Origin of the sequence: Calidithermus roseus (assembly GCF_003574095.1) — a bacterium.
Lineage (GTDB): Bacteria > Deinococcota > Deinococci > Deinococcales > Thermaceae > Calidithermus > Calidithermus roseus.
Genome location: NZ_QWLA01000012.1, coordinates 26399 through 40813 on the forward strand (window position 1 = coordinate 26399; position 14415 = coordinate 40813).

General features: G+C 67.4%; 12 protein-coding genes. 2 read left to right on the forward strand and 10 right to left on the reverse strand.

Annotated elements, in window-relative coordinates; all coding sequences use genetic code 11:
• Positions 1 to 8: 8 nt before the first annotated feature.
• The 4 genes from Mrose_RS04745 to glgC all read right to left on the reverse strand — a co-directional run bounded on the left by Mrose_RS04745 (position 9) and on the right by glgC (position 5074).
• Positions 9 to 1016: an ABC transporter permease gene (locus tag Mrose_RS04745; RefSeq protein ID WP_119276309.1), complete on the reverse strand. Its 1008-nt coding sequence runs from the start codon at positions 1014 to 1016 to the stop codon at positions 9 to 11.
• A 78-nt stretch (positions 1017 to 1094) separates the two neighbouring features.
• Entirely contained in the window at positions 1095 to 2669 is a 1575-nt protein-coding gene (locus Mrose_RS04750) for an ABC transporter substrate-binding protein (protein WP_119276281.1), read from the reverse strand.
• Between the two features lie 151 nt (positions 2670 to 2820).
• A complete protein-coding gene (locus tag Mrose_RS04755; protein WP_119276282.1) occupies positions 2821 to 3510 on the reverse strand; it encodes a SagB/ThcOx family dehydrogenase in 690 nt (229 codons plus the stop codon).
• A gap of 301 nt (positions 3511 to 3811) precedes the next feature.
• Positions 3812 to 5074 carry a glucose-1-phosphate adenylyltransferase gene (glgC, locus tag Mrose_RS04760; RefSeq protein ID WP_119276283.1) on the reverse strand — a complete coding sequence of 421 codons (1263 nt, stop codon included), beginning with the start codon at positions 5072 to 5074 and terminating at the stop codon, positions 3812 to 3814.
• Positions 5075 to 5198: 124 nt separating this feature from the next.
• Between glgC and Mrose_RS04765 the strand changes: the two genes are divergently transcribed.
• Both Mrose_RS04765 and Mrose_RS04770 read left to right on the forward strand, forming a co-directional pair.
• On the forward strand, positions 5199 to 7364 hold the full coding sequence (locus Mrose_RS04765; protein ID WP_119276284.1) for an AAA family ATPase: 2166 nt from the start codon (positions 5199 to 5201) through the stop codon (positions 7362 to 7364).
• A 73-nt stretch (positions 7365 to 7437) separates the two neighbouring features.
• Positions 7438 to 8355, forward strand: coding sequence for an aldo/keto reductase (locus Mrose_RS04770; RefSeq protein ID WP_119276285.1), 918 nt, complete (start codon positions 7438 to 7440; stop codon positions 8353 to 8355).
• Between the two features lie 67 nt (positions 8356 to 8422).
• On the opposite strand, the gene Mrose_RS04775 is transcribed toward Mrose_RS04770, so the two are convergent.
• Genes Mrose_RS04775 through Mrose_RS04800 form a run of 6 tightly spaced genes read right to left on the reverse strand, consistent with a single transcriptional unit; the run spans position 8423 to position 14413 of the window.
• Positions 8423 to 9634 carry an ABC transporter permease gene (locus tag Mrose_RS04775; RefSeq protein WP_119276286.1) on the reverse strand — a complete coding sequence of 404 codons (1212 nt, stop codon included), beginning with the start codon at positions 9632 to 9634 and terminating at the stop codon, positions 8423 to 8425.
• Positions 9631 to 10326 carry an ABC transporter ATP-binding protein gene (locus tag Mrose_RS04780; RefSeq protein WP_119276310.1) on the reverse strand — a complete coding sequence of 232 codons (696 nt, stop codon included), beginning with the start codon at positions 10324 to 10326 and terminating at the stop codon, positions 9631 to 9633. The genes Mrose_RS04775 and Mrose_RS04780 overlap by 4 nt, the downstream gene beginning before the upstream one ends.
• 2 nt (positions 10327 to 10328) lie before the next feature.
• Positions 10329 to 11528: an HlyD family secretion protein gene (locus tag Mrose_RS04785; protein ID WP_119276287.1), complete on the reverse strand. Its 1200-nt coding sequence runs from the start codon at positions 11526 to 11528 to the stop codon at positions 10329 to 10331.
• Between the two features lie 53 nt (positions 11529 to 11581).
• Complete coding sequence (locus tag Mrose_RS04790) at positions 11582 to 12553, reverse strand: TolC family protein (protein WP_119276288.1); 972 nt, start codon at positions 12551 to 12553, stop codon at positions 11582 to 11584.
• Between the two features lie 13 nt (positions 12554 to 12566).
• Positions 12567 to 13793: a TolC family protein gene (locus tag Mrose_RS04795; protein WP_119276289.1), complete on the reverse strand. Its 1227-nt coding sequence runs from the start codon at positions 13791 to 13793 to the stop codon at positions 12567 to 12569.
• Positions 13790 to 14413, reverse strand: a complete 624-nt coding sequence (locus Mrose_RS04800; RefSeq protein ID WP_119276290.1) for a YIP1 family protein — start codon at positions 14411 to 14413, stop codon at positions 13790 to 13792. Before Mrose_RS04800 ends, Mrose_RS04795 begins: the two co-directional genes overlap by 4 nt.
• Between the last annotated feature and the right edge of the window lie 2 nt (positions 14414 to 14415).

The following is a 14415-nucleotide window of genomic DNA, read 5'->3' on the forward strand; positions in this document are numbered from 1 at the left end:
GGGGTCCTCTAGGTGTAGCGGATGCGGGGGTCGAGGAAGGCATACAGCAGGTCGGTGACGAGGTTGACCAGGGCGTAGACCAGCCCCACCAGCAGCGTCACGCCCATCACGGCGGGGAAGTCGAGGCTGGTGGCCGACTGGGTCACGTAGCGTCCGATGCCCGGCCAGCTAAAGATGGTCTCGGTCAGCACCGCGCCCGAGAGCAGGCCCCCCAGCAGGCTACCCAGCAGCGTGAGGATGGGCAAGGAGGCGTTCTTGAGGGCGTGGCGGAAGATCACCGACGAGGCCACCGCCCCCTTGGCGCGCGCGGTGCGGATGTAGTCCTGGGCGAGCACCTCGAGCATGGTCGCGCGGGTCATGCGGGCGAGGATGGCTGCCGAGAACATGCCCAGCACGAAGGCGGGTAGGATGAGGTGCTCGAGCGAGTCGAGGAACACGGTCCAGTCGCGCGCCAGCAGCGCGTCGAGGCTCATCATGCCCGTGACGCGGGGCGGGGGGAACAAGAAGCCGTCCAGGCGGCCCTGGACAGGCAGGAGATCGAGCCGCTGAGCCAGCAGGTATTGCAGCAGGACCGCGCTGAAAAAGACCGGAGTGGCGCCGCCCAGCAGCGCCAGAATGCGCACCGCCACGTCGGGAGCGCGGTTGGGGAACAGCGACGCCAGGATTCCCGCCGGTATGCCCAGCAGCACGGCCAAGGCGAAAGCCACCAGGGAGAGCTCGAGCGTGGCCGGGAAGAACTCACGCAAATCCTCGGCCACTGCTCGTCCCGTGCGCAACGACTGGCCCAGGTCGCCCGAGAGCAGACGGCCCATGTAGATGAGGTACTGCTCGAGCTTGGACTTGTTCAGCCCGTAGCGCTCGCGGAACTCCTGGAGCTGCTCCTCGCGAGCGTTCTCGCCCAGCGCGGCGATGGCGGGGTCCACGGGCACCACCTGGGCGATGAAGAAGGTGGCGAAGGTGACCCCCCAAACCACGAAGAGCACGAAGAAGAGGCGCCGGACGATGTAGGAAAGCATGATGGGGTTCAGGGTTTCGGGTGCCGGGACGGGAAAATCCTTCCCCCGGCCCGACACCCGTCCCCACGGGGCCCTGCCTCAGGGCAGTTTGCTGATGTTCTCGAAGCGCACCTGGCCCTGGGCGTTGCGCACGTACCCCTCGACCTTGGCCGAGAAGCCCAGCGGGATGGAGGGCTGGTAGAGGATGACGTAGGGACCGCTCTTGAGCGCGTAGTCGGTGAGCAACTTGTACAGCGCGGCCCGCTTGGAGGGGTCGGTCTCGAGCGAGCCCTGGTTGGCCAGCTTGGAAGCGGTGGCGTCGTCCCAGACGTTACGCCAGGCTAAGCTTTTGGCGGTGAAGTCGGCCAGCGGGGTGGCGTTGCCGTCGGGGTCGGGGAAGTCGGGGCTCCAGCCGCCTAGGTAGACCTGATGGCTCTGCGCGCGGTAGATCTTCAGGGCCTCGGCGTTGGCGATGGCCTTGATGTTGGCCTTGATGCCGGCCTTGGCCAGGTCGCTCTGGATCTTGGTGGCGATGTCCTGACAGGGGATGCCGCCCCCGCACAACCCCGTGCTGGTGAGCAATTCGAACTCGAAGCCGTTGGGGTAGCCCGCCTCGGCCAGCAGCTTCTTGGCCCGTGCCGGGTCGTACTTGTAGGGCAGGGCGTTGTTGTAGCCCAGCAGGCCCTTGGGGATGATGGTCTGGATCTTGACGCCATTGCCCTGGACCAAGCCGCTGACCAACTCGTCCTGGTTGACCGCCCAGCGCATGGCCTCGCGCACCTTGGGGTTGGCGAAGGGGCTGCCGGGTTTGACGTTCATGCCCATGTAGTTCAGCCGCAGGCTGTCGGCCTTGAGGGTCTTGAAGCGGGGGTTGGCGGCGATGGCCTTGAGGGCTTCGGGGGTGAGGCCCTCGGCGATGTCGATCTCGCCGGACTCGAGCGCGGTGCGCAGCACCGTGGGCTCCTTGATCTCACGCATGATGATGCGCTGGAGCTTGGGCTTGAGGCGGGCGTTGGGGTTGGCCTCGAGCAGCACCTGCGAGCCGCGGTCCCAGCGCACCAGGCGGAAGGGTCCCGACCCGGCGGAGTTGTTGGTGAGCCACTCCTTGCCGAAGTCGCCACCCTTGGCGTGTTTCTGCACCTCCTCGCTATCGACAATCCCGCCAATGTTGAAGGTGAGGATACTGAGGAAGGAGCCCGGCGAAGCGGTCTTGGGGATGCGAACCTCGACGGTGTAGGGATCCACAGCCCGGGTGCCTCCCACCTTGAGCTGGGCGATGTCGGTGAAGAGGAAGGAAGAGGGTCCTTTGAGCTGGATGGCCCGGTCGAAGCTGAACACCACGTCCTTAGCAGTGACCTCGCGCCCCGTGGAGAACTTACTGCCCCTGCGCAGCTTGAAGGTAATGACCCAGGAGTCTCCCCCGCGCTCGACCTTCCAGCTTTCGGCCAGACCCGGCCTGAGGGTGGAGAGATCGGCCCCCTCGAACTTCACCAGCGTCTCGTAGAGGTTGTCGGTGATGAGGCCACCGGAAAACTCGTAGGCCACCTGCGGGTCCAGGGTGATCAGGTCCGACCAGTCTCCGCCGTAAATCAAGGTACTGGTGCGGTCCTGAGCCACCGCCAGAGCGCCCAGCACGATTCCCAGGCTTGCCAAACGCTGGAATTTACGCCACATACGCCATCCCTCCTTTAGTCATGGCGATAGACTAAGCCCCTCTCATCGAAGGGTCAAGATGTTCTCATCGGCCTGAAGGCGGACGCTACCCGCCAGAAGGTGGGCACGTCGCTCCCTCGAGCAGCGCTCGAGGCAGATAGAACCCCCACAGCTATCGCCCCAGCAGAAGCACCACCGCCGGGTATTCCCCTTCGGGCAAGGAGAGCAGCGCGCGCACGTTCTCGTCGTAGAAGGTCTCGGCAGGGTAGGCCTGCAAGCCCAAGGCGGTGGCGGCCACCATCACCTCGCCTACCGCGTAGCCCGCCTCCAGCAGCGCGTAGCGGTAGCCCCGCAGCCCGAACACCGCCTCGCTGCGGTCGGGGACGGCGGTGAAGATCAGGAACACGGCAGCTTGCTCGAGCGACTCCAGGTCCATCAGCGCCTCGCGCCAGGCCGCCAGGTTGAGCTTGGCCGACAGCTGCTCGAGCTGGTGGGACTTGGCGGCGTAGTGGTAGATGCCGGGGAAGGTGTCTTGCAGGTTCTGCACCCCCAGGTAGACCTCGAGGGGGTAGGCCCCGCCCGCCGAAGGGTAGCCCCGCCCGCCCCGGCGCACCGACAACGGCTGCAAAAGCTGGGAAATCTCGGCCTGGCTGATCGAGGAGCCCACCTTGGGCGGCTGGGGGGCCAGCCTCGAGAGCACCTTCCACACCGGGGCTCCGCCCTCCTTGCTGGGAGTGGGCAGGTCTACCGATTCCAGCGGGTTGGCATACACCTTGGCCGCAGGCGCGCGCCCCCCCGGCAAGCCATCTCCAGGGAATAGACGGGTAAGGCGGTAGAAAAGTTTGCCAGGGTGCTTGTCCATAAGCAGCGGTGTACTGGCGAACAGGCTACCGCAAGGCACGGAGAAATTTCCAGCCTTCGCTACGTTGCTAAAGATGAGGACTGCACGCCAACCTCGAGGCTTCCTCGGCTGAAGGCTCGGCTCGTGGCTGGTGGCGTGTGGCTCGTGGTCACCCCTCCCCAGCCCCCCCGCCGGCGGGGAGGGAATATCCCCCCGGCCCCCCTTACTAAGGGGGGTAAGCAAAGGGCGTCTTGCGTTTTGCGTCTTACGTACGACGTAGGACGTACGACCCGCGCCCAGCTACGGGCTATCGGCCACCCGCTCAAACCAGCGCCGGGGTGAAGCGGAAGCTCTTGGCCACCACCACGATGCCGGAGGCGGTGACGGTGAAACCCCTGGCGCGATCGGCCTCGAGGTCGTAGCCGATCTCGGTGCCGGGGGGAATCTTCACGTTCTTGTCGATAATGGCGTTCCTGATCTTGGCGTTGCGCCCGACTTCCACCTCGTCGAAGAGCACGCTGCGCTCGACGAGACTGTAGGAGTTGACCCGCACCCGGCGGAAGAGGACCGACTCGCGCACGGTGCCGCCCGAGATGATGCAGCCGCCGGCGACGAGGCTGTTGAGGGACTGGCCGATCCGGTTGCCCGCTTCATGCACGAATTTGGCCGGAGGGCTGAAGTAGTTGGCCGTGCGCAGGGGCCACTCGGGGTTGAAGAGGTCGAACTCCGGAGTGACCTGGACAAGGTCCATGCTGGCTTCGAAATAAGCATCCAGGGTCCCCACGTCGCGCCAGTAGGTGTTGGGGCCCTCCTGGCCGGGGATAGGGTTGCGCTTGAAGTCGTAGACCTGAATGCGGTAGCCCTCCTTCAGAGCGTGGGGAATGACGTCCTTGCCGAAGTCGTGCGAGGAGGCGGTGTCGCGTGAGTCGTACTCGAGCAGCTCCTGCAGGGCCTCGGTGCGGAAGACGTAGTTGCCCATGCTCACCAGCGCCCACTCCGGCCTGCCGGGGATGGGGGTGGGATCTTTGGGCTTCTCCTGAAAGCCCACCAAGCGCCACTGATCGTCTACCTGCAAGACGCCGAAGCGGCTGGCCTCACTGATGGGTACCGGGTAGCCTGCGATGGTCAGATCGGCCCGTGTGTCGTTGTGGTACTCGACCATGTGAGCGACGTTCATCTTGAAAATGTGGTCGCCACCGAAAATCGCCACCGATTCGGGCTTGTTGTTGTTGACCAGGTGCAGGTTCTGGTAGATGGCGTCGGCAGTGCCCCGGTACCACACCGGCCCCAACTCCTCGTAGCGGTACATCTGGGCCGGAACCAGGATGATGAAATGGTCGTCGAGGAAGCCGCCAAAGCGCCAGTGGCGCTGGATGTGCTCGGTGAGGGACTGGGCCTTGAACTGCGTCAGCACGTAGATGCCGTAGATCCCCGAGTTGACGAAGTTGTTGAGCACGAAATCGATGATGCGATACCTCGAGCCAAACGGAACCGCCGGTTTGGCCCGTTTGGCAGTGAGCGGAAATAGACGAGAACCCTGCCCACCGGCCAGGATCATCCCCAGGACCTTCAACTTAGCGCTCATCCCGCCTCCTTTTTTGAATAGCATAACGGAAATCTGTCATCGGGATAGGATGTCAGCCATCAGCTATCGAGCATCGACATCCCATACCTGCTCCCATCTCCCTGGCTACAGTAGACTCTTCTGCGTGTCGGCTCAGCGAATTTCCTACCAAGACCTCGAGTGGCGCACCTTTCCCGCCGACCCCTCCGTTGAGGTAAACCACCCGGCCCCCCCGCCCTTCTTCGGGCAGGAGCGGGCCAGGGCGGCGCTCGAGCTGGCCCTGAAAGGGGGGTTTCACGCCTATGTGGTGGGGCCACCCAGCCTAGGCAAGCACGAGGCGCTGTTGCAGTACCTCAAGCAGCAGCGGGTGGAGACCCCGCCCGACCTGCTCTACGTGCCCCTCTCCGAGCGCCGCGCCGCCGTGCTGACCCTTCCTAGCGGCAAGGAAAACGATTTAGCCGAGGCCATCGAGGGCTTGCTCGAGGAGGGCAACCGCCTGGAGGCGCTGTTTCGCCAGAGATCCTTCCTGCAGGAGAAATCGCGGCTGGAGTCGCGCTTTCGCCAGCAGCAGGAGGAGCAGATCGAGCAACTGCGCCGCGAGGCCCAGGCCGCCGGGTTCAGCCTGCTCGTGGGCGAGGAGGGGATCGAGCTGAGCGGGCAGGGCAGCGTCCCCACCGAGCTGGCGGCCCACCTCGAGGAGGTCACGCTGCACAACCTGGCCCTCTCCGCCGAAGCCGCCCAGGCCCTGCGTCGCCTGCGGCGGGAGTGGGCCAGCCACTACCTGAACACCCGCGTGGAGCCCCTCATCCGGCGTTTTCCCCAGGCCAGGGCCTACCTCGAGGCCCTGCGCGACCGCCTGGCCCGCGCCGCCGAGAGCGGGGAGTCTTTCGACCCCACCCCCTGGCGGCCCAACCTGCTCACCTCCTCCAGCACCGGCTCACCGCCCCCCGTGGTGTTCGAGCCCTACGCCACCGCGCCCAGGCTGTTCGGGCGGCTGGACTACCACACCGAGCGGGGCGTGCGCAGCACCCACGTCGGGCTAATCCGGCCCGGCGCGATCCACCGCGCCCAGGGAGGGTTCCTCATCCTCGACGCCTCGAGCCTGGTGCGCGAGGGCACCTGGGAAGCCTTCAAGCGGGCCCTGCGCAACGGGCAGGTGGAGCCGGTCACCGAGGCCGACGGGCCGGGGGGCCTGGAGGTCGAACCCTTCCCTGTGCAGGTCCAGGTCCTACTGGTAGGCAGCCACGAGGCTTTCGAGCCGCTCGAGCACGACCCGGCCTTCAGCGAGTTGTTTCGCATCCGGGTGGAGTTCTCCCCCACCCTCCCCGCCACGCCCGAGCACTATCAGGCCTTTGGCGGCTGGCTGAGCCAACAGGGCTTCCAGCTTACCGAAGGCGCTCTGGCCCGGCTGTGGGACGAGGGCCGCCGTATGGCCGAGCAGCGCGATCGCTTCGACGCCCGCCTCGTCGAGCTAAGGGCCATAGCCGAGGAGGCCGCGGTGCTGGCCAAAGGGCCGCTGAGGGCCGAGGATGTCGAGAGGGCCATCGCTGCCAGGGACGAGCGGGCCTTCCACTCCGAGGAGGAGTTCCTGCGGGCAGTGCGTGAGGGCACCTGGAGCTTCCGGCTAAAGGGGAAGGCCGTGGGAGAAATCAACGCGCTGGTGGTGCTCGAGACTGATCCACCCTGGGGCCGCCCCTCCCGCCTGACCGCCCGTGCCGCTCCTGGACGCGACGGGGTGCTCTCCATCGACCGCGAGGCTGGGCTGGGCGGGCACATCTTCCACAAGGCGGTGCTGGCCCTCAGTGGCTACCTGCGCGGTCACTACGCCGAGGTGGGTTCCTTCTCGGCTACGGTGAGCCTGGTCTTCGAGCAGAACTACGCCTCCATCGAGGGCGACTCGGCGGGCCTGGCCGAGTTGCTGGCGATCCTCTCGGCCATCGGAGGGGTGCCCCTGCGGCAGGACCTGGGCGTGACCGGGGCGGTGGATCAAAGCGGCCAGGTGCTGGCGGTGGGTGGGGTGACGGCCAAGATCGAAGGCTTTTTCCGGCTGTGCCAGGCCCAGGGGCTCACGGGAGACCAGGGCGTGGTGATCCCCAGGAGCAACCTCAGCAACCTCACCCTGAGTAGCGAGGTGCTGGAAGCTATCCGCAACGAACGCTTCCACCTCTACACGGTCGAGACGGTCGATGAGGCCATCGAGCTCCTCACCGGCAAACGGGCCGAGGGCTTCGGCGGGGTACACGAGAAGGTGCGCCAGAGCCTCGAGCACTTCCGCGACCTCGAGAACGGGGAGCACGGGGAGCGGGACTAGGGCTGCCGAGCGTCGATGGTCAATAGCTACTTGCGTTTTGCGTCGGGCGTGCAGCTCCAATAGGCTAAAACCCGTGGAGACCATTCAAATTCCCGGCCTCGAGCCCATCCCCCCGCTCGGCCTGGGTACCTGGCAGTGGGGAGACACGTTGTTCTGGGACTATGGCAAGGACTACAAGGACAGCGACCTCGAGGCCGCCTTCAAAGAGTCACTGGCGGCGGGCATCCGGCTCTATGACACCGCCGAGGTCTACGGCAGGGGCAAGAGCGAGCGCTTGCTGGGGCAATTCGTGCGCGCGTGCGGGCAAAGGCCCCTGATCGTGAGCAAGTGCTTTCCTTTCCCCTGGCGCTTCAGCCGCAAGAGCCTGATCATGGCCCTCAGAGGCAGCCTGAGGCGGCTTGGAGTGGAACGGCTCGACCTCTACCTGCTGCACTGGCCCTGGCCGCCCGTGCCGCTGGAGGGGTGGGCCGAGTCGCTGGCCGAGGCTTACGAACTGGGCCTGGCCCGTGCGGTCGGGGTTTCCAACTGCGACCTCGCCCAGACGGAGCGGGTGAGCCGGGTCCTGGCCCGGCACAACGTAAAGTTGGCCGCCAACCAGCTCGAGTACAACCTGCTCGAGCGCAGACCCGAGCACAGCGGGCTGCTCGAGGCCCTGCGGGCTGAGGGTGCCGTGCTCATGGCCTACAGCCCGCTGGGAATGGGCTGGCTCACCGGCAAGTACAGCCTGCAAAACCCGCCGACTGGGGTCATGCGAGGCCGCAAGTACCGCGCGAAGGAAAGCAAAATCCCTGGGCTCATCCGGGTTTTGCAGGAGGTCGCCCAGGCTCACGAAGCCACGCCCGCGCAGGTAGCCCTGCGCTGGTGCATTCAGAAGGGTACCCTGCCCATTCCCGGAGCCAAAACCCCGGCTCAGGCCAGGGCCAACGCAGGTGCGCTGAGCCTGCGCCTCAGCGAGGATGAAATGCGGCTGCTGGACAGTGCCAGCGCATGAATGGCTCCGCCAGTAAGGTCGCCGAGGGTCGAGGGCTAAAGCGTCTTGCGTACGACTGCCCCCCACCCTACTCGTACCGCAACGCCTCGATGGGGTCCAGGGCAGCGGCTCGAGCCGCCGGCCACACGCCGAAGAACAGGCCGATCAAAGCGCTCACCGCCAGGGAGAGCAGGATGGTGGTGGGGCTCAGGATGAAGACCTTGAAGAAGGGCACCGTTGCGGTGATCAGCACCAGCAGACCTGCGGCCAGCGCCACCCCCAACACCCCGCCCACCAGCGTCAGCACCACGGCCTCGATCAAAAACTGCTGGCGCACCAGCCCCGCCGTGGCGCCCAGAGCCTTGCGCAGACCGATCTCGCGGGTACGCTCGGTAACCGAGACCAGCATGATGTTCATGATCCCGATGCCCCCTACCAGCAGGCTCAGGCCCGCGATGGCCCCCAGCAGCGCCTGCAGGATCACGGTGATGGAGCGCAGGGTGTCCTGGAAGCTCTCGGTGGACTGGATGGAGTACTTGCCCTTGCCATAGCGCCCCTCGAAGATGCGGCGCACCTGATTTGAGACCTCCTGGGCGCTAGCCCCCTTGTTGAGGCTGAGCACCAGGAAGTCGTACTGTCCCTTGCGGGCGAGGGGTGAGGTGTTCCAGATGAGGGGGATGGGCGCGTAGACGGTGGCGCTCGAGGACAGCCCGCCAAACAGGCCGCTGGGAGGCTCGAGCACGCCCACCACCGTCACCTCGAGGCGGCCCCCGTTGGGGTAGAACAGCCGCGCCACCTGGCCGATGGGGTCGCGGTTGGGAAAGAGGTCCTTGGCCGCCCGGTCGGAGAGAACCGCCACCGCCAGCCCACCCTGGGCCTCGGCCTGGGTGAAGTAGCGGCCCCGGGCAACCTTGTTGGTGGGGTCGAGCCGGGGCAGGTCGCCGGGGGTGCCCTGCAGGGTGATCGAGCGGCGCTCACCGGGCTTGCTCTCGTACTGGGCGCTGGTGAAAAGCTGGGGCAGCACCTTGACCGGCAGCACCTGTAAAGCGGCCACGTCCTCGTCACGGATGGGTGCGGAGTCGAAGTTCTGGCCCTCGTTGAAGTTGGGCTGGACGAAGATGCTGCGCCCGGCGATGGCTTCCAGGTCCTGGGTGATGCCCGCCGAGGCCATCTGCCCCAGACTGATCATGGCCGTGACCGCGAAGACCCCGATCACGATGCCCAGCAGAGCCAGGAAGCTGCGCAGCTTGTTGCCCCACAGCGACTCGAAGGCCATGCGAAAGTTCTCGAGCGGGTTCATGGGTGGCCTCCATCGGCGATCCTGCCGTCCCTCAGACGCACGATGCGCTGAGCCCTGGCTCCGACGTCGTGCTCGTGGGTCACCATCACGATGGTCTTGCCCTGGCGGTGTAGCTCGTCGAAGAGCCCAAGGATCTCCTCCGACGAGCGCGAGTCGAGGTTGCCGGTAGGCTCGTCGGCCAGCAGGAGATCGGGCTCCTGCACCAGTGCCCGCGCGATGGCGACGCGCTGCTTCTGCCCGCCGGAGAGTTCGGAGGGCAGGTGGTCGAGCCGGTCACCCAGGCCCACCGACTCCAGGGCGGCCTTGGCCCGCTTCAAGCGCTCGGCGCTCGAGACCCCCCGGTAGACCAGGGGCAGGGCGACGTTGTGCAGCGCGGTCAGACGGGGCAGGAGGAAAAAGGCCTGGAACACGAAGCCCACCCGCCGGTTGCGGATGCGGGCCAGCTCGACCTCGCTCAGGCCCTCCACCGATCGCCCTCCCAGCCGGTAGCTGCCCCCGCTGGGCGAGTCCAGCAGACCGATGATGTGCATCAGGGTGCTCTTGCCCGAGCCGGAAGGACCCATCAGGGCCACGTACTCCCCTTGCTCGATGGTGAGATCGACTCCCCGCAGGGCGTGAACCTCGACCGTGCGGGCGCCGCTGCCAGAGCGGTAGGTCTTGGTGATGCCCTGCATTTCCACCACCGCAGCCATGCTCACTCCTTCTGGGGCTCGGGTAGGCGGTAGCTGAGCTTCTGGCCGTCCTCGAGGGTTTCAGGCGGCAGCGAGACCAGCAAGGTGCCGGCTTCGAGCCCCTCCACCGCCGCGTGGGTGAGGTTGCGGGCCCGCACCCTCACGGCCTGGCGCCGGGCAGTCTTGCTGGCCTCCTCCACCCGCCAGACGTAACTCTGGCCGTCTTCCTCGACGAGCACCTCCAGCGGAACCCTGACGGCCTGGGCCAGGCGCAGGGTGGTGATGCGGGCCGTGGCGGTGAGGCCGGGCTTGGCCCAGTTCTCGGCGTCGGGGTTGAGGAAGCGGATGAACACCGGCAACACCGCGCTCCCCCCACCACCTGCGACCTCAGCCTGCACGCCCAGACGTTCCACCTTGCCCTCCAGCGCCACGCCGGGTGCGGCGTCGAGCTCAATGCGCACCGGCTGGCCCGGCTTTACCTTGCCCACGTCGGCCTCGGCCAGACGGGCCTGCACCCGCAGGCTTCCGGCCTCTACCACCCGGATGAGACCGGTGCCGGTGTCCACGCCCACCAGATAGCTCACGCTCGAGACCGTCCCGTCCACGGGAGTGCGCAACGCAGCCTGGGCCAGGCTGCGCTCGAGCGCAGAGATCTCCGAGCGTCGGGCGGCGATCTGGGCCTGAAGGTCGGCCAGGCTGCTGCGGTGGCTTTGGGCCAGGCTCGAGAGCTGGGCCTGGAGGTCGGCCACCTGGCGGCGCAGTTGCTCAACCTCGCTGGAAGCCACGCTGCCCAGCGCCAGCAGCCGCTCGGAGAGCTCGAGGTTGCGCCGGGCCTCGGCGAGTTGGCGCTCGAGCTTGCCGGAGTTGGAGCGGTAGTCGGCTTCCTGGGCACTCAGCCGGCTTTGCAGCGCGGCCAGGCTCTCGCGGCTAGCCCGCAGCTTCTCGCGGTCGTCGGCGGTCTCCAGCACCGCCAGCACCTGACCCGCCCTCACCGTCTGACCTTCTTTGACCCGCACTTCGGCCACCCGTCCGGGGCGCGGGAAGGTCAGGGCGTAGAGCCTCGCTTCCACCGAGCCGCTGGCCCGCACCTCCCGCACGAACTCCCCCTCTTCAGCCCGCACCACGTTCACCGCCAGCCCCTGCTGGCCCTGGGGCCGGAAAATCCCCCACAGCGTCAGCCCCCCCGAGAGCAAAATCAGCACGATCCAAATCCAGCGTCGCATGTGCCTCCTATAACATCGGCTATTGGCTATCGACCATTGGCCATGGGCAACTTCTATCCATTCCCCGCCACCCTCAGGCCATAGATGGCCTGCCACAGCTCAATCTGCGCGGCCAGCACGCCCCGGTCGGCCTCGGCTTTGGTGATCTCGCTCTGCTTGAGGGCGAGCTGGGCGATGGAGCCGGCGGCGAAGCGCTTGCGGGCAGCCTCGAGCTCGCTGGCGCTGCGGGCCTGGGTCTCGCGAGCCAGCCTATAGCTCTCTACGGCGCTCCGGTAGCGATTCCTGGCGGCCTCGAGGGCATCGGCGAGGGTACGCTGCAGGTCGCTGAGCGCGGCACGGGCCCGGCTGAGGTCGCGCTCGCGGGCGCTCTTGTCCAGCGGCGCGGTATCGGGGCCGGAGGCCAGGACCAGCGCCCGCTCGGCCTCCCGGACTTGCTGCTGGGCTTCCAGCAGGCGGGCGTGCCCCTCGAGGCTGAACTTTCCTGGGTCCAGCGGGTCGGGCTCGGGCAGGGCCTGCACCCCGACCTCGCCGTAAGGGCGCAGCCGAGATCGGGCCTGCTCGAGCGCGCGCTCGGCAGCGCTGAGGGCATTGGCGGCCTGGTTGTCCTGGTCGCGCACCCGCGCCAGTTCGGTCGCCGAGATGGCCCCGGCCTTGAAGCGCAGTTCGGCAGCCTGGAGCTGAAGGGCCGAGAGTTCCTTGCGGGCACGGGCCAGGTTGAAGTCAGTCTGGGCCAGAAGCACCCCGGTGTAGGCCTCGAGGGCACGGGCATCGGCTTCCTTGCGGGCCTGGACCAGCTTGGCCTGGGCCAGCGCCACGCCCTCTTGGGCACGGGTGAGGCTCAAGGGCGCGGCCTCGGGGTCGCCCTGCACCCTTCTCAGCTCGTCCTGGGCGGCCTCGAGCGCGCGCCCGGCCTCGAGGTAGCTGGAGTCCTTGAGGTAGGCCCCCTTGAGAAAAGCGTCCAGGGACTGCGCCTGGGCCAGGCTGAAGAAGATGAGGGTGAGCAGCGAAATCAGGCTTCTGTGCATGGCGTCTCCGTTTCTAAGGTTGGATGGTCCAGCTGCTCGAGTCGTCGTCGAGCAGGTCCAGATAAGCAGCAACGGCCAGGATATAGCCCTGCCAGCCCTGGGCTACCGCCGCTTCGGCTTCCGCGCGGCTGGCCTGGGCCTCCCGTCGCTCGAGCGCGGTGCCGATGCCCGCCTTGAGCTTGGCCTCGGCATTGGCGGCCAGGCGCTCGGCGAGTGCCAGGCGCTCCTGAGCCAGCTCGAGGCCCTCCAGAGCAAGGGCCACCTCCTCGCGGGCCTGGGCCAGCCGCAGGGTCATCTCCTCGCGGGTGCGTTCTAAGCGCAGGGCGGCCCCCTCGAGGTCGGCCTCTCCGGCCACCACCGCGGCCCAGGCCTGGGGCAGGAGATCGAGCTTGAGGCCCAGCGTGAACTTCCACTCCTCGGGGGTGCCGGGCAGCACGCTCAGCGGCGTGCCCAGCGCCAGGCTGGCTCCGGGGCCGCTGGCGCTCCAGCTCAAGCCACTCTGGAACAGCGCGTCCTTGCCGTTGTAGCTGGCTCCCAGGCTGACCTCGGGCCACAGGCGGCGCCACCCCTCCTCCACCCGAGCCCTGGAGAGCTCGAGGGCAGCCAGCGCTTCGCGGTAGGCCACGGTCTGCTCCGGGGTGGCCGCGGGCAGGACGAAGCGCACCGTGCGGGGCTCGGCGTTCCCGCGCAGGCCGTAGCGCAGGGCATCGGCCTGAGCCGAGCGCAGGGCGTTGCGGGCCTGGCGCAAGTTCAGCTCGGCCTGCTTGAAGGCCAAAGCCGCGTCCTCGCGTTGCAGGGGCGAGATGGCCCCCAGCGCGGCCTTGCGCTCGGCCTCGGCCAGCCGGTCGCGGGCGGCCTCGAGCCGCCCCTCCGCCGCCAGCAGCCGCGACTGGGCCTGCCAGGCGGCGGCGTGGGCCAGCAGGGCGTTCTTCTGCCCCTCGCGTTCCACCCGGCGCACCTCGCGCCGAGCACGGGCTACGGCCTGTTCGGCCTCGAGGCGGGCGGTGAAGTTCCACTGCCAGCCCAGCCCCACCTTGTAGCTGTTGTTCTCGTTAGCCCGCTCGTAGCCCAAGTTGGCTCCCAGCCCCAGCGCAGTGCTCCCGGCCTGCAGACGGGCGGCCTCGAGCGCCTTGCGGGCCGGAGCCAGCTCAGGGCTCTGGTAGGCCAGGGCCTCCTGCGGCCCGAAAGCCAGCACCGGCAGACTAAGCAGGACTAGGCCAAAACACCACAATCGCTTCATCCAAGAATCCTTCCCTGCAACAAGCTCCACAGCAGCAGGCCTAGCGTGAGCACCGCCACGGCCACGCTAGCGAGCACGGCCCGTGCCGGAGCCAGCACCCGCAGCCCGCTGTAGATGATCCACAAGCTCCACAAGGTAGCCAGCGCGCTCAAGACCTGCTGAATCCGGGTGCCGGGGGCCGAGGCCACGAGGTCCTGGTACTCCCTCTGCCAGCGCCGCAGGGCTTCGGCGTCGGTCAGGGGGGGAGGGGGGGTCAGGTCGCCCGTCACCGGAAAGAGCGCGGCCAGGGGAAGCAACACCAGAGCCAGCACCAGCGCGGGAACCGAAGCCCAGCCATATAGCTCCCAGGCCCTCGAGCCCTCCCCGGCCAGCAGGCGGATCAGCCCCCCGCCGATGGCCCACACGACCAGCCCGAAGAACAACGCCCCGACGAGGGAAAAGATCAGTTGTAGCATGGCCCCGCCGGGAAACAGGGCCGGCAGCAATCGGAGGGAAATCTGTCCCGCCACCGCCGTCAGCACCAGGGCCCCTACCACCACCAGCAGCGGAGGCAGCAGGTTGGGTTTGCGCTCGCGCAAAGCTTCAAAGAAGCGGGTGGGTTGAATCAATACCTCGAGCATGT

Excerpts from the sequence above, each read along its gene's own strand:
- Mrose_RS04785 (WP_119276287.1), bottom strand. The coding sequence starts at position 11,528 with ATGCGACGCTGGATTTGGATCGTGCTGATTTTGCTCTCGGGGGGGCTG.
- glgC (WP_119276283.1), bottom strand. The coding sequence starts at position 5,074 with ATGAGCGCTAAGTTGAAGGTCCTGGGGATGATCCTGGCCGGTGGGCAG.
- Mrose_RS04755 (WP_119276282.1), bottom strand. The coding sequence starts at position 3,510 with ATGGACAAGCACCCTGGCAAACTTTTCTACCGCCTTACCCGTCTATTC.
- Mrose_RS04750 (WP_119276281.1), bottom strand. The coding sequence starts at position 2,669 with ATGTGGCGTAAATTCCAGCGTTTGGCAAGCCTGGGAATCGTGCTGGGC.
- Mrose_RS04775 (WP_119276286.1), bottom strand. The coding sequence starts at position 9,634 with ATGAACCCGCTCGAGAACTTTCGCATGGCCTTCGAGTCGCTGTGGGGC.
- Mrose_RS04795 (WP_119276289.1), bottom strand. The coding sequence starts at position 13,793 with ATGAAGCGATTGTGGTGTTTTGGCCTAGTCCTGCTTAGTCTGCCGGTG.
- Mrose_RS04800 (WP_119276290.1), bottom strand. The coding sequence starts at position 14,413 with ATGCTCGAGGTATTGATTCAACCCACCCGCTTCTTTGAAGCTTTGCGC.
- Mrose_RS04745 (WP_119276309.1), bottom strand. The coding sequence starts at position 1,016 with ATGCTTTCCTACATCGTCCGGCGCCTCTTCTTCGTGCTCTTCGTGGTT.
- Mrose_RS04790 (WP_119276288.1), bottom strand. The coding sequence starts at position 12,553 with ATGCACAGAAGCCTGATTTCGCTGCTCACCCTCATCTTCTTCAGCCTG.
- Mrose_RS04780 (WP_119276310.1), bottom strand. The coding sequence starts at position 10,326 with ATGGCTGCGGTGGTGGAAATGCAGGGCATCACCAAGACCTACCGCTCT.